Below are 13,840 nucleotides of genomic sequence, written 5' to 3' on the forward strand. Positions count from 1 at the left end.
CGAAACTAATACATACCATTTTGATGCCGAGTTTGACCTTTTCACCATACCCATTTACCCGTGTAGCTAGAAGTCACCACCTACATTTACTAGCTATATTGGGGCTTGTTTTCCTATTATCCGCCTGCACGACCGTTGATATCAAGCCTTCCACCCCAGACTCTGCGGCCTCAACGGGCAAAATCGAGCATGAGCAAAGGCGTATCGATGAAGCCCTTGCTCTAGGACCGAGTCAACCCAGTCATTTAGGCCAATTTTTAGAGCTGATTGCCCAAAAACATAGTATTCCACTGGCAAATCTCAAAGAAGCCTTTGCTGATAGCAAAACGATTCCGAGCGTTAAAAAACTGGTGATGCCACCACCCCCAGGCTTTCAGAAAAATTGGCGGGTTTATCGAGGTCGCTTTGTCGAACCACGACGCCTCAATGCAGGCGAGACTTTTTGGAAACAACATCAAGCATTTATTCGTCAAAGTGCAGAGAAATATGGCGTACCAGCTGACGTGATTGTCGCCATTATCGGTGTGGAAACGATTTATGGCAGACATATGGGAACCTTCCCTGTGAGAGATACATTAGTGACTCTAGGCTTTCAGTATCCCCCCGTACATAATCAAGCCGCCCGTGAAAAACTGTTCAAGGATCAACTCGAAGATCTGATTCTTTTGTGTTGGTCTAAAGAGGTGAAGCCCCAAGCATTCAAGGCATGCCTGAATCAGACCGGTTCCTATGCAGGGGCGATTGGTTTACCCCAGTTTATGCCCGGCAGCATCCGTCGCTTCGCTGTGGATGGCGACGGAAACGGACAAATCAATCTTCGCGAATCCACACAAGATGCGATTGCCAGCGTGGCTCATTTTTTACAGCAGCATGGCTGGGTTCCTCATGAGCCCATCTATCTGCCAATTGCCAACACCCGGCAAGCTCAGATGAATGCCGCACGTTTAGCCGATGGCAAGCCAGAGACCGGTCGAACTCTCGGCGAACTATTCGAGGCTGGTGTGATTGAAAAAATACCCCAAGAACTCAATGCCCAAACTCCCGCACTGATTGTGGATTTACCCAGTCCAGATGGACAAGGGGGCACGGAGGTTCGTTATGTCGTTGGCCTAAGAAACTTCATCGCTATTTGCGAGTACAACCGCAGCTTCTTCTATGCTCAATCTGTAGCTGAATTTGCAGAGGCCCTACAAAGTCCTGAGCCGTCCAATCCAGTCAAACAAAAAACCAAGGCTCAGAAAAACAAAGCTAAAAAGTCGAATCAAGCATCACGCCGGGAAAACACCCGTTGATAGATAGCGGTCACCCCGATCGCAAACAATAAAGACGATGGTGGCATTTTCAATACGCTCAGCAACACGCAGAGCAACTACTAAAGCGCCTGCGGCTGAAATTCCGCAAAAGATACCCTCTTCTCTTGCCAAACGACGCGCCATATCTTCGGCAGCTGCCTGACTCACGTATTCAATTCGATCGACTTTGGCATCAGCGTAAATTTTGGGAATGTACTCAGGTGACCATTTTCGGATCCCCGGAATTTGAGAACCCTCTTCAGGTTGTGCCCCAATGATTTGAATATGCGGGTTTTGCTCTTTGAGGTAAATCGAGACGCCGGTAATCGTACCCGTTGTTCCCATAGCAGAAACAAAGTGAGTCACTTGACCTTGAGTATCTCGCCATATTTCTGGACCAGTTCCCTGGATATGCGAGAGCGGATTATCCTTATTGGCAAACTGATCCAATATTTTGCCGCGACCTTCACGTTGCAACTGTTCTGCAAAGTCACGCGCATACTCCATGCCGCCAGTCGATGGGGTGAGTATCAACTCCGCACCGTAGGCAGCCATACTTTGGCGTCGCTCAATACTCTGATTCTCGGGCATGACCAAAATCATCTTGTAACCTAGAATGGCAGCTGCCATCGCTAGGGCAATGCCCGTGTTACCACTGGTCGCTTCGATAAGGGTATCGCCTGGGCGAATATCGCCACGCTCCTGGGCTCTTTGAAACATCGATAATGCAGGTCGATCTTTAACAGAACCAGCAGGGTTGTTACCTTCGAGCTTACCTAAAATAATGTTATTACGTTCAATATTCCCAGGACCTGGAATCCTTTGCAAACGTATCAATGGGGTGTTGCCAATCGTATCGGCAATCGTGGGATAGTTCGGTGTCGTTGGCATATGCTTTTCCTCTAAGTAGGATTGTAGCGATATGCCAACTTTGACACATTAAATCATCAGATCAGTAACTGAATCTGAATTCTGGCACCCACCTTAGTCCTTTTTCGTGATGATACGATTTTTCGGGCGCGCTTCCTGGGGGCCTTGTGCTTGAGCTTCTGACCGACTTTTGGATGACGCTCTGGCTGGAGTGCCTCTAGCTTCAGAGCTCGATGCTGCCTTATTATGGCTTGCCTTAGAAGTAGCCGAGCCCTGAATCACCAAGCCATTTTGAGTCAACTTCGTGATCGTTTTTTCGCCAAAACCTTTGACACGATTTTGTAAGTCAGCAGCATCTCTGAACGGGCCGTTTTTATTGCGCTCTTCTAAGATGGCTTTCGCCTTGGAAGGACCCAAACCTTTGACCGACTCTAGTGCAGCCTGATCAGCCAAATTAATGTCGACTGCATAGGCAGTCCCCACACCTAAGGTCAGACCGATCAAGATAGCTCTTAAGAACTTATCCAAGGACTTGCTCATTATTGAAATATTCAAGTTTTTTCGAATCATTCAAACTCCCTTCAAAAGAAATAAAAAAGCCTCGCGATAGCGAAGCTCTTTGAGAACGATTCGATTTTTAAAAACGTTGACGACTGACAGAAAAATGCGTAATGGACTACAAGCTATCAGTCAAAGACTTAAAAAGGCTCTGATAAGAAGCCCTGATGATCATGTAACCATTTCATGTAGCGAGACACACCCTCTTGCACAGTCAGAAATGAATCTTCATATCCAGCAGCACGCAGTTGCGTCAAGTCAGCTTGAGTAAATGACTGATACTTGCCTACGAGCGCATCTGGAAATGGAATGTATTCAATCAAACGCTCATCTACTAATTCAGCTAAAGATAAAGCAGATTGCCCCTCCATCTGGCGCAAGGTATTGATCACAGAACTAGCCACATCATTAAACGGTTGGGCGCGGCCCGTTCCCAAATTAAAAATTCCATTTTTCTCAGGATGATCTGCAAAGAACAAATTCACTTTGACAACATCCTCAACACTCACAAAATCACGGCGCTGCTCACCGGCTGCATAACCGCCGTATTCTGAGAATAATTTAACTACACCTGACTCTCTAAATTGATGGTAATGATGAAAGGCAACCGATGCCATGCGCCCTTTATGCGATTCTCTAGGCCCATAAACATTGAAGTAACGAAAACCGACGACTTGAGCAGTGGTTTTCTTTTGTGCAAAGCGTTGGCGTACGACCTGATCAAATAAAAACTTAGAGTAGCCATAGACATTCAAAGGCTTCTCAAAACTGCGTTCTTCTTTAAAGGTATCAGAACCGCCATAGGTAGCCGCAGAAGAGGCATATAGATAGGGTACTTTTTGTTCGGTACAAATATCTAGTAGATCAATCGAATAACGATAGTTATTCGCCATCATGTACTGACCATCAGTTTCCATGGTGTCCGAACAGGCACCCTCGTGGAAAACTGCAGCGATCTTGCCCAAGCGCCCTTTTGCAAATGCTTCTCTAAATTCTGATTTGTCAAAATAATCAGTAATTTCTAAATCAGCAAGATTACGATATTTATCAGCAGGCTTTAACTCATCGACTGCGATGACATCATGAATACCGCGACGATTGAGAGCTTGAACTATATTAGCCCCAACAAAACCAGCCGCTCCTGTGACAACATATCTCATTGCAATTCCTCTAAAGAAACCGTGGCCGTGCCCAACTTACCAACAACAATGCCCCCTGCTTTATTAGCCAACTGCATTGCTTTTTCTGCAGGCCACTGCGCTGCCAGTGCAACCGCCATGGTCGCAATCACAGTATCGCCCGCGCCTGATACATCATAGACCTCTCGTGCTTGAGCCTTGACATGAGCGACCCCAGCACTCGTAAATAAACTCATACCTTCTTCGGAGCGTGTCAATAACAAAGCATCTAACTGCAGGTCTACCCTCAGTTGTTGCGCTTTTTTCTCCAAATCGGCTTCATCAGTCCAACGTCCCACGACTTGTCTAAGCTCAGAGCGATTGGGCGTCATCATCGACGCACCTCGGTATTTACTGTAATCATCGCCCTTAGGATCAATCAAAACATATTTACCTTGCTCTTTAGCTAGAGCAATCATTTTTTCAATATGGGTTAAACCGCCCTTGCCATAGTCAGAGAAAATAATCACATCTACCGTTGGCAGAATCGTTTTGAACTGTTCTAATTTATTCAAGAGTGATTCATGGGTGGGTGTTTTTTCAAAATCTAAACGAATCAACTGCTGCTGTCTCGCCACCACTCTTAACTTGACGGTTGTCGGTAACTGCGGATCTTTATATAGATGACTTTTAACACCTTGAGCTTGGAGTAACTCTTCAACGCGACGGCCAGGCTCATCATCCCCCACGACACCCAAAATCGCAATTTGTGCACCCAAGCTAGCGGCATTCCTAGCTACGTTGGCAGCGCCCCCGAGACGTTCATCATTTTTACCCACTAAAACGACTGGCACTGGGGCTTCTGGGGAGATACGCTCAGTATCACCAAACCAATAGCGATCCAACATGACATCTCCGACCACCAGAATACGGGCGGCACGGAATTTTGAAATATCAGAATCTGTTAACTGTATTGAGCTCATGATGAGTGACTATAAAGGAATTCGATTAAAGTACGCGATTACATACTGCGCCCAGAGGGTGCAGCCCCCTCGCCACGCGTCGGTGAATAAGATTCCCATTCATTACAACCTGGGCATTGCCAATAAAAACGTCGCGCTCTAAAGCCACAATGGCTACAGGTATAGCGCGCCAAAGAATGCGTTCTTTGCTTTAACAAACCTAAAGAGGCACGAAGCTCGTTCTCAGTTTCAGCTTGACCTTCAGCTTGGGCAATCGCCAGACGGGCCTGAGCACGTAAGGCCATCGCTGACAAGCTTGGCGTATGCGACATGACTTGCGTCATCAAAGCCTCGGCAGCTTTCAGGCCGCGCAACTCCAAAACAAAGCGGAATGTAATGTCGAGCAATTCACCGCCCGCTTGTTGATCGAGTGCTGCAATCAATTGATCCAGACCTTGCTCGGCTTGACCGAGCTCTTCATGCGCCTTCATCCAGCGATCAGCCACCAAGGGCCAGTATGCCGGGTATTCTGTCGCGATGGTTTTCCAGACATTGATTGCCGCCTGATAAGCCTGTTGATAGAGAGCAAGATCGCCTTGCAAGATGACCGCGCGCGGATGTTTTGCTATGGCAAGCAAAGCAGCATCAATATGCTCTTTCGCTTGCTCTATGTTTTTTGCCCGCAACGCCTCATGGGCAAGTTCGCAATGAAAATGGGCAATCTCTTTATGACGTGGTTTTTTCTGTAAACCCTCAAGCTCACCGGCTGCGACAATCGCTTTAGCCCAATCCTTTTCGACTTGATACATTTCTAGCAAGGACTCTTTTGCAGGAATCCCATATTTACTACTTGGACTCACCTGTGTCAGTGAAGTTTCAGCACGATCAAGAATACCGGCACGCAAGAAGTCACGGCCTAACTCATAGGCCGCATGATCACGATGTCGAGAGGGCAAATCAGCACGATTGGCTAAATGCTGATGCACACGGATAGCGCGTTCGGTTTCGCCACGACGTCGAAATAAACTACCCAAAGCAAAATGTAATTCAGTCGTTTCAGGATCTAGTTGGGCAATTTGCACCAAGGCATCAATCGCTTTATCCGGCTCTTCATTGAGTAAAAGATTGAGACCTTTAAAGGTCGATTTCTGTTGTGCTAAACGCTCGATTTCACTCTCACGCTTTTCTAGGCGCATATCCCAACGCGCGCCTATCCAACCTAAAGCGAAGACAATCGGCAAAGCGAACAGCCACCAAGTTTCAATTTGCATTCGTGGCAGACTCGCGTGGCTCAACCCGCTTCTTCTTTAAACGACTGACGCTCACACCCCCAATCAGGGTGAGTAAAACACCAGCCAAAAAAGCAAGTAGTAAAAAGAGAATCAATGGCCCCTGCCATTGCAGACCGGGCAAAAGTTGAAAATGAACAGCCTCGGTATTACCAAGTGCCAGTAAGACAAAAAATAAAAATAGAACCAAACGAATGACGATTCGCACTGCCTTGCCGGCAGTCTGCATCACACCAGTCATTCTGTAGACTCATCCTTTTTCGAGAAGTCCACACGCTCACGCAACTCTTTGCCAGGCTTAAAGTGCGGAACATGCTTAGCGGGCACCATCACAGCTTCACCAGACTTAGGGTTGCGACCCTGACGTGGCGGACGATGATGCATCACAAAACTACCAAAGCCACGTAACTCGATACGCTTACCCTCTGCCAAAGCAGCAGACATAGTATCTAGCAAGGTTTTCACAGCTAACTCCACATCACGGGGCATTAACTGAGGAAAGGCTTGTGACAAACGCTCGACCAATTCTGATCGGGTAATTGTGGATGGGTCCTTGCGCTCTAAATCGTCCATAGCTCTAATCGCTTTGCTATCGCTTGTTATTGCTCGTTATCGATTTGCATCGTTATTTAGATTACCCCGGCCAAGGCCGGGATAAGCTCTACATTACACTAAGAAAAGCGCCACGTGGGCGCTTTCTCTTAGTTACCCTGATTGTCCAACTTAGCTTTGAGCAAGGCACCGAGGTTCGTAGTACCTGCACTAGCGTCGTTCTGCAATTTGCTAATGGCTTCTTGCTGATCAGCGCTATCTTTTGCTTTGATAGACAAATTAATGTTACGTGACTTGCGGTCAACGTTCACAATCATGGCATTCACTTTGTCGCCTTCTTTGAGAACGTTACGCGCATCTTCAACGCGGTCGGTAGAGATTTCAGAAGCACGGAGGTAACCTTCTACCTCATCGGCCAACTGAACGACTGCACCTTTTGCGTCAACAGACTTCACCACACCGTCAACAATCGCACCTTTATCAAAGGCTGATGTGAAGTTGTTGAATGGGTCACCTGACAATTGCTTAATGCCCAAAGAGATACGCTCTTTTTCAACATCAATAGCCAAGACCACCGCTTCAACTTCATCACCCTTCTTGTACTTACGCACGGCTTCTTCACCGCTTTCGTTCCAAGACAAGTCAGATAAGTGGACCAAACCGTCGATACCACCAGGCAAACCGATGAATACACCAAAGTCAGTAATAGACTTGATCGCGCCAGACATCTTCTCGCCTTTTTGATGGTTACGAGCAAACTCATCCCATGGATTAGCTTTACATTGCTTCATACCCAAGCTGATACGACGCTTGTCTTCATCAATATCTAGAACCATCACTTCAACTTCAAGACCTAACTGAACTACTTTGCTTGGAGCAACGTTCTTGTTTGTCCAATCCATTTCAGAGACGTGCACCAAACCTTCGATACCTGTTTCGATTTCAACGAATGCACCGTAATCTGTGAGGTTCGTGACCTTACCGAATAAACGCGTGTTCGGTGGGTAGCGACGTGCGATACCAACCCATGGATCATCACCCAATTGCTTGATACCCAAAGACACACGATTCTTGTCTTGGTCATACTTCAAGATCTTAGCGGTCACTTCTTGACCGACTGTCAACATCTCGCTAGGGTGACGTACACGACGCCATGCCAAGTCAGTAATGTGCAACAAGCCATCTACACCACCTAAGTCTACGAATGCACCGTAGTCAGTAATGTTCTTAATGATGCCCTGAACCACAGTACCTTCTTTGAGGTTCTGCAAGAGCTTAGCGCGCTCTTCGCCTTGGCTAGCTTCTACCACCGCGCGGCGTGAGAGCACTACGTTATTACGCTTGCGATCTAATTTGATCACCTTGAACTCCATCGTCTTACCTTCGTAAGGCGATGTGTCTTTGATTGGACGTGTATCGAGCAATGAGCCTGGCAAGAAAGCACGGATACCGTTGACCATCACAGTCAAACCACCCTTCACTTTGCCAGTGACAGCACCCATCACTAACTCACCATTTTCGAGAGCCTTCTCGAGATTGAGCCATGAGGCCAAGCGTTTGGCTTTGTCACGAGACAAAACTGTGTCGCCATAACCATTTTCGAGGGCATCAATCGCTACAGATACGAAATCGCCAGGTTGAACTTCGATTTCACCCTGGTCGTTATAGAATTCTTCGACGGGAATAAACGCTTCGGATTTCAAACCGGCGTTCACTACAACAAAGTTGTGATCAATTCTCACCACTTCGGCGGAAATGACTTGACCAGCCTTCATGTTCGAGCGGGCTAGGGATTCTTCAAATAGAGCTGCAAAAGATTCAGACATGTATATTCACTTTATGCCATCAGTTGACCTGATGGGTTAGGTTGCACACACCAAATTCCGCGTGGCGGTTTTTGGCACCGTTGCCTTACTCAGATCAAGATCATCATCAATGACTATCTTGATACCAATCAAGGACTTGTCTCACCGCTTGATCCACTGTTAGGTTAGTTGTGTCCAAGTAATGAGATCCACTCACAGCCTGCAAGGGAGAATGACTACGACCAGAGTCTCTAGCATCACGCTCTCGCAAATCCTGCAAAAGGACTTCCATATTAGCAGAAATCCCCTTAGCTATCAATTGTTTATAGCGTCTTTCAGCTCTTGCCTCAACACTCGCCGTGAGATAAACCTTGGTCTTCGCATCTGGAAAAACAACGCTACCCATGTCTCGGCCATCAGCGACTAGGCCGGGTGCGCTGCGGAAATTGTGTTGACGAGTCAATAAAGCCTCACGAACCCCGGGATGGATAGCCACTTCAGACGCCCTCAGACCCATTGCTTCTGTACGTATGGCATCGCTTGCATCTTCACCTGCCAAAATGATTCTATCTTCTTGAAAAATAACGTCTAATTCTTTTGCTAGGGGAATCAATTGGGCTTCGTCAGAGGTCTTAATCCCCTTCTGAAAACTCACCAAACCGACTAATCGGTATAAAGCACCACTATCTAAATAATGAAAACCTAAGGCTAAAGCCACCCGCTGTGCAACCGTTCCCTTACCCGATGCTGTGGGTCCATCAATGGCGATTACAGGAATTTTCGAGACAAGAGAAGTGTTCATTGGGGCTTAGAGAAAGAATGAGCGGCAGGTTTATTTTTCATCTTATGAAAATTAAAGCTTCATTTTAAGGGGCTCACTGTAGTTTTTCTACCACAGTCTTGGCAATCGATAGGCAAGATGTGAGCCCCGGAGACTCGATCCCATAAAGATGCAAGAGACCTTTTGCACCATGAATGGACGCGTCCTGAATCAGGAAATCAGCTGCTTTTTCATCAGGTCCAGAGATTTTGGGTCGAATACCTGTGTAAGCAGGTACTAACTCTTTTTCTAGAATAGGTGGATAGTAGCGCGCAATCGCTGCCTGAAATTCGGGGGTCCGGCTCTCATCAAATCGGTAATCAATCTCTTGGCGCCATTCGATATCAGGACCAAAACGAAGTTGTCCAGCCAAATCCAAAGTGACATGCACCCCTAAATGGGCATGACCTGCTACTGGATAAATCAAATGTTTGAATGGGTTAGCGCCGCGCATCGTGAAGTAGTGCCCGACTGCGTAATAGGCTTTAGGAATATGAGCAGCGTGTGGGCCTTGAATTTTTTGCGCTAAATCACAGGCATACAAGCCCGCGGCGTTCACCACTTTTTTTGCCAACACTCTGGTTTGATCGGCATCTTCAAGTTGCAAATAGATACCTTGATCACTGACCTCTCCACCCTGAACCCGTGTGTGCGTCACCCAATCACCACCTGCTTGTTCAAAATCCGCCAATAAAGAGAGCATTAAGTGATGGCTATCGACAATACCTGAGCTAGGAGAAAAAATGGCGCCCCTCACAACAATCTCAGGTTCCATCTCATCAATTTGGGCACGACTCAAATGATATAAATCAGAGACCCCATTTTTGTCTGCAGACTGTATATAGGCCTCCAATTGATCTAACTCATCTGTGGAGCTTGCCACAATCAATTTACCTAAACGTCGATGAGCGATCGAGCGAGCCCGACAGTACTCATAGAGCATATGCTTACCGCGCACACAGTGAAATGCTTTTTGCGAGCCGTGAGGATAGTAAATACCTGCATGAATGACTTCAGAATTATGTGAACTGGTTTCCATACCAAAGCTCGCCTGAGCTTCAATCAACATCACCGCCTGACCGGCCATTTGCAACTCGCGTGCTACCGCTAAACCAACCACACCCGCACCAATCACCACAGTGTCACAGGCAAAGTCGTAGCGTGAGTTAGACATGTCGCTTGTCGACGGACTTAAACAGCCGGTTTAACGACTGCCTGAAATTGCGCAAAGTAATCTGGGAAAGTTTTCGCGACACACTCAGGCTCGTTAATACGCACCGAGAGTGGTCCTAAACTCGCTAAAGAAAAACACATGGCCATGCGATGATCATCGTAGGTATCGATACCTTCTTTAGGTGTCTGCCAAGTTGTCGGTGCTTGCACCTCAATAAAATCATCTCCGGCTGTCACCCTTGCTCCTAGCTTCGCTAACTCTTTGGCCATGGCCGCAATACGATCGGTTTCTTTGACACGCCATGAAGCAATGCCTGTGAGCTTCGTCTTGCCTTCTGCAAACAAAGCTGCAACAGCTAAGGTCATCGCTGCATCAGGAATAGCCAAACAATTGAGTTCAATACCTTGTAACTTCCCAGAAGTTGTATCCACCCCTCTGACTTCAATCCAATCATCTCCTGCCATGACATTCGCGCCCATTTGATTAAGAGCGTCTGCAAAAGCCACATCCCCCTGAATACTTTGTCGCCCCACTCCAGTCACCCTCACTGGACCAGCACCAATGGCGCCTAAGGCCAAGAAATAAGAAGCTGAGGACGCATCACCTTCTACCCATAAAGTACCTGGACTTTGATAGGGCGCGCCTTGGTTTGCAGGAATATAAAAACGTTGCCACTGATCATGCCGCACCTCTACACCGAAACGAGCCATGAGCTTGAGCGTGATTTCAATATAAGGTTTTGAAATCAACTCTCCGACCACTTCTATACATAATTCTTCTCTGGCAACCAAGGGCAAAGCCATCAATAAAGCAGTTAAAAATTGACTCGACACATCGCCGCGCACCGGTATGACTTGATTAGTTCTGATCTGCCCCATCCCAATGCGCAAGGGCGGATAACCCTCTTTTGCTTGGTAGTCCAAATGAGCGCCGACGCTACGCAAACCATCGACCAAATCACCAATCGGTCGCTCATGCATGCGAGACACACCATGCAAATAATAGTCACCGCCTAAGATTGCCAATGCTGCGGTCAATGGGCGTATCGCGGTACCGGCATTACCCATAAATAAATCAGCTTGGCTTTGCGGAAAACGTCCTGCACCACCTTCTACAGTGCAATCACCATCTGCCTCATCGATCTGTATACCTAAGGTCTTTAATGCAGTACGCATGACACGCGTGTCATCCGCATCCAATAAACCTTTTAGGCGAGTACTGCCCTGTGCGAGAGCAGCCAGTAGCAAAACTCGATTAGAAATACTTTTAGACCCTGGTAGAGCTATGGTGCCACGCGCACTTTGATAAGGGCCTAAATCAAGATAATGCTGACTCAATCACCTTCTCCATGATTTGTTTTTGTGTCTGCTTGCGTTTGTTGGTCAGACTCCCAACGCAAACGCGCCTGACTCGCGCGCGTAAATGCTTTTAAGAGGGCATCACCATCTTCTTTCGCCACCCAGTCTCGCAATCGCTCAACCAACTGTGCATATTGGTCAAGCTCTTTAACCAAAGCTGTTTTATTCGCGAGGCAAATATCACGCCACATCTCCGGGCTAGAGGCCGCAATGCGCGTGAAATCTCTAAAACCAGCACCCGCGTGACCGAACTTCACTTCGGCATCCTCGCTTCCAGACACTTGCAGCATCAAGGCAAAAGAAAGCACATGGGGCAAATGCGAGACACTCGCAAACACAGCATCATGCTGAAGCGCAGACATGCGATGCGTCATTGCACCAGCTGCCTGCCAAAGCTCATCAATCTGACTCACAGCCTGCGGATGATTTTCTTGCAAAGGACAGATGATGGTTTGCTTTTTCTGAAAAAGATCGGCTTTGGCAGCGTTCGCACCATGATGCGCACCACCCGCAATAGGATGAGCGGGGACAAACTGCGCCACCTTATCACCCAAAGCTGTTTTCGCCGCCATAATGACGTCACTCTTGGTGCTCCCTGCGTCTGTGATCAAAGCCGTGGCTTTTAAATGAGGTTCAATAGCGTGTAAAACTGTCAAGGTTTGTGCCACAGGCACTGCCAAGATAATCCAATCAGACTCACGCGCACAAGTCTCTAAATCAACAGCTGCGTCAATAGCTCCCATGGCTTGCGCTGTTGCTAGATTAGCGCTTGAGCGACCGACTCCCAGCACGCGTTGGCAAAAGCCCGCTTGCTTGAGTGCCAAACCCAAAGAGGCCCCAATTAAGCCAACACCCACAATACCGAGGGTTTTACTTGTACTCATTTTTTTAATATTTCTTTTAAGGCAGCAATGAAAGCTGCGTTTTCAGTTTGTAAACCAATTGAAATACGTAACCATTGCGGCAAACCATAATTACCGACAGGGCGAACGATGACGCCACGTTTGAGCAACTCTAAGTTAATACGAGCTCCAGCTTGATCATCATCTCCGACTTTTACCAAGACAAAGTTTCCAGAGGAAGGTAAAAAGGTGAGTCCCATCTCTTTGAAGGCTACCGTCAACTGCTCGTAACCTTGGCGATTAACTTCATACGACTCTTTTAAAAAAGCCTCATCGGCCAAAGCTGCTATTGCAGCCGCTTGGGCCAAGCTATTCACATTAAAGGGTTGACGAATACGATTTAATAAATCGGTTAATTCTGCCTGCGCAATCCCATAACCAATGCGTAAACCTGCCAAACCATAAGCCTTAGAAAAACTGCGCGAGACAATCACGTTCGGATAAGTCTTCACCCAAGCTAGCGCGTTGTACTGCTGCTCAGGTCTTAAGAATTCGTTATAAGCCTCATCAATGACTACCACGATATGACTCGGCACCTTTTGGATAAAAGCTTCAATCTCAGATCCAGGTAAAAAGCTACCTGTTGGATTATTCGGGTTCGCCACAAAGATGAGCTTTGTTTGAGGTGTAATAGCCTGCAACATGGCATTGAGATCATGGCCATAATCGGCTGTTGCCCGGACTTCTACGGCTTTTGCACCCACTGCTTGAGTGGCTAAGGGATAAACTGCAAAGGCATGTTTCGAGAACACAACCTCATCTGCATCCGTCGCGACCGCACGAGCAGTTAACTCCAAAATATCATTACTGCCATTACCCAATGTAATCCACTCAAACGGTACTTGATATTTTTTTGCAATGGCGCCCTTGAGATCAAAACCATTCGAGTCGGGGTAACGGCCTAATTCTGCAGCGGCTGCGAGCATGGCATCTTGCGCTGATTTGGGCATGCCTAAAGGATTTTCATTCGAGGCTAATTTAACAATCTTGCTCTCATCTAAATTAAATTGACGAGCCACCTCACTGATCGGTTTACCCCCTACATAAGGGGCAATCTCACGAATATGAGGTAAACCGAATTGAGCTTGATCATTAGATTTCATCGCGCAATATCTTTCTTGGGTCAATAGACGTTGTCTC

The 13,840-nt window shown here is 47.1% G+C and carries 13 protein-coding genes and 1 pseudogene; 1 reads left to right on the top strand and 13 read right to left on the bottom strand.

Translation table 11 applies throughout. The annotated features are described in order from the left end of the window. Positions 1 to 23 precede the first annotated feature (23 nt). On the top strand, positions 24 to 1,292 hold the full coding sequence (mltB, locus tag ICE94_RS01850) for a lytic murein transglycosylase B (RefSeq protein ID WP_216148036.1): 1,269 nt from the start codon (positions 24 to 26) through the stop codon (positions 1,290 to 1,292). On the opposite strand, the gene cysM is transcribed toward mltB, so the two are convergent. The 13 genes and pseudogenes from cysM to hisC form a co-directional block, all read right to left on the bottom strand. Then, positions 1,269 to 2,183 carry a cysteine synthase CysM gene (gene cysM / locus ICE94_RS01855; RefSeq protein WP_216148039.1) on the bottom strand — a complete coding sequence of 305 codons (915 nt, stop codon included), beginning with the start codon at positions 2,181 to 2,183 and terminating at the stop codon, positions 1,269 to 1,271. The genes mltB and cysM overlap by 24 nt on opposite strands. A 93-nt stretch (positions 2,184 to 2,276) precedes the next feature. Continuing rightward, on the bottom strand, positions 2,277 to 2,732 hold the full coding sequence (locus ICE94_RS01860; RefSeq protein ID WP_255539051.1) for a helix-hairpin-helix domain-containing protein: 456 nt from the start codon (positions 2,730 to 2,732) through the stop codon (positions 2,277 to 2,279). A 128-nt stretch (positions 2,733 to 2,860) separates the two neighbouring features. Further along, positions 2,861 to 3,880 carry an ADP-glyceromanno-heptose 6-epimerase gene (rfaD, locus tag ICE94_RS01865; RefSeq protein ID WP_216148042.1) on the bottom strand — a complete coding sequence of 340 codons (1,020 nt, stop codon included), beginning with the start codon at positions 3,878 to 3,880 and terminating at the stop codon, positions 2,861 to 2,863. After that, the gene (gene rfaE1 / locus ICE94_RS01870) at positions 3,877 to 4,821 is read right to left on the bottom strand and encodes a D-glycero-beta-D-manno-heptose-7-phosphate kinase (protein WP_216148045.1); all 945 of its coding nucleotides are present in this window, start codon (positions 4,819 to 4,821) and stop codon (positions 3,877 to 3,879) included. The genes rfaD and rfaE1 overlap by 4 nt, the downstream gene beginning before the upstream one ends. Positions 4,822 to 4,859: 38 nt before the next feature. Then, on the bottom strand, positions 4,860 to 6,071 hold the full coding sequence (lapB, locus tag ICE94_RS01875) for a lipopolysaccharide assembly protein LapB (RefSeq protein ID WP_216148048.1): 1,212 nt from the start codon (positions 6,069 to 6,071) through the stop codon (positions 4,860 to 4,862). Next, positions 6,061 to 6,330 (bottom strand): lipopolysaccharide assembly protein LapA domain-containing protein, encoded by a 270-nt coding sequence (locus ICE94_RS01880; protein ID WP_216148051.1) that lies wholly within the window; start codon positions 6,328 to 6,330, stop codon positions 6,061 to 6,063. Before ICE94_RS01880 ends, lapB begins: the two co-directional genes overlap by 11 nt. 20 nt (positions 6,331 to 6,350) lie before the next feature. Next, positions 6,351 to 6,662: pseudogene (locus tag ICE94_RS01885) on the bottom strand (integration host factor subunit beta); the annotation flags it as partial. 128 nt (positions 6,663 to 6,790) lie between these two features. After that, positions 6,791 to 8,467 carry a 30S ribosomal protein S1 gene (rpsA, locus tag ICE94_RS01890; RefSeq protein ID WP_216148057.1) on the bottom strand — a complete coding sequence of 559 codons (1,677 nt, stop codon included), beginning with the start codon at positions 8,465 to 8,467 and terminating at the stop codon, positions 6,791 to 6,793. A 106-nt stretch (positions 8,468 to 8,573) separates the two neighbouring features. Then, complete coding sequence (gene cmk, locus ICE94_RS01895; RefSeq protein ID WP_216148060.1) at positions 8,574 to 9,248, bottom strand: (d)CMP kinase; 675 nt, start codon at positions 9,246 to 9,248, stop codon at positions 8,574 to 8,576. Between the two features lie 73 nt (positions 9,249 to 9,321). Then, positions 9,322 to 10,440: an NAD(P)/FAD-dependent oxidoreductase gene (locus ICE94_RS01900; protein WP_216148063.1), complete on the bottom strand. Its 1,119-nt coding sequence runs from the start codon at positions 10,438 to 10,440 to the stop codon at positions 9,322 to 9,324. 17 nt (positions 10,441 to 10,457) lie between these two features. Beyond that, positions 10,458 to 11,777: a 3-phosphoshikimate 1-carboxyvinyltransferase gene (gene aroA / locus ICE94_RS01905; RefSeq protein ID WP_216148066.1), complete on the bottom strand. Its 1,320-nt coding sequence runs from the start codon at positions 11,775 to 11,777 to the stop codon at positions 10,458 to 10,460. Further along, positions 11,774 to 12,682 carry a prephenate dehydrogenase/arogenate dehydrogenase family protein gene (locus ICE94_RS01910; RefSeq protein ID WP_216148069.1) on the bottom strand — a complete coding sequence of 303 codons (909 nt, stop codon included), beginning with the start codon at positions 12,680 to 12,682 and terminating at the stop codon, positions 11,774 to 11,776. The genes aroA and ICE94_RS01910 overlap by 4 nt, the downstream gene beginning before the upstream one ends. Beyond that, a complete protein-coding gene (hisC, locus tag ICE94_RS01915; RefSeq protein WP_216148072.1) occupies positions 12,679 to 13,803 on the bottom strand; it encodes a histidinol-phosphate transaminase in 1,125 nt (374 codons plus the stop codon). The genes ICE94_RS01910 and hisC overlap by 4 nt, the downstream gene beginning before the upstream one ends. Between the last annotated feature and the right edge of the window lie 37 nt (positions 13,804 to 13,840).

The organism is Polynucleobacter sp. MWH-Loch1C5, from assembly GCF_018881775.1.
GTDB lineage: Bacteria > Pseudomonadota > Gammaproteobacteria > Burkholderiales > Burkholderiaceae > Polynucleobacter.

What these genes read in the sequence shown, in the direction of transcription:
- ICE94_RS01900 (WP_216148063.1), bottom strand. Translation starts at nt 10,440, where the DNA reads ATGTCTAACTCACGCTACGACTTTGCCTGTGACACTGTGGTGATTGGT.
- hisC (WP_216148072.1), bottom strand. Translation starts at nt 13,803, where the DNA reads ATGAAATCTAATGATCAAGCTCAATTCGGTTTACCTCATATTCGTGAG.
- rfaE1 (WP_216148045.1), bottom strand. Translation starts at nt 4,821, where the DNA reads ATGAGCTCAATACAGTTAACAGATTCTGATATTTCAAAATTCCGTGCC.
- cysM (WP_216148039.1), bottom strand. Translation starts at nt 2,183, where the DNA reads ATGCCAACGACACCGAACTATCCCACGATTGCCGATACGATTGGCAAC.
- lapB (WP_216148048.1), bottom strand. Translation starts at nt 6,071, where the DNA reads ATGCAAATTGAAACTTGGTGGCTGTTCGCTTTGCCGATTGTCTTCGCT.
- ICE94_RS01910 (WP_216148069.1), bottom strand. Translation starts at nt 12,682, where the DNA reads ATGAGTACAAGTAAAACCCTCGGTATTGTGGGTGTTGGCTTAATTGGG.
- ICE94_RS01860 (WP_255539051.1), bottom strand. Translation starts at nt 2,732, where the DNA reads ATGATTCGAAAAAACTTGAATATTTCAATAATGAGCAAGTCCTTGGAT.
- rfaD (WP_216148042.1), bottom strand. Translation starts at nt 3,880, where the DNA reads ATGAGATATGTTGTCACAGGAGCGGCTGGTTTTGTTGGGGCTAATATA.
- rpsA (WP_216148057.1), bottom strand. Translation starts at nt 8,467, where the DNA reads ATGTCTGAATCTTTTGCAGCTCTATTTGAAGAATCCCTAGCCCGCTCG.
- ICE94_RS01880 (WP_216148051.1), bottom strand. Translation starts at nt 6,330, where the DNA reads ATGACTGGTGTGATGCAGACTGCCGGCAAGGCAGTGCGAATCGTCATT.
- mltB (WP_216148036.1), top strand. Translation starts at nt 24, where the DNA reads ATGCCGAGTTTGACCTTTTCACCATACCCATTTACCCGTGTAGCTAGA.
- cmk (WP_216148060.1), bottom strand. Translation starts at nt 9,248, where the DNA reads ATGAACACTTCTCTTGTCTCGAAAATTCCTGTAATCGCCATTGATGGA.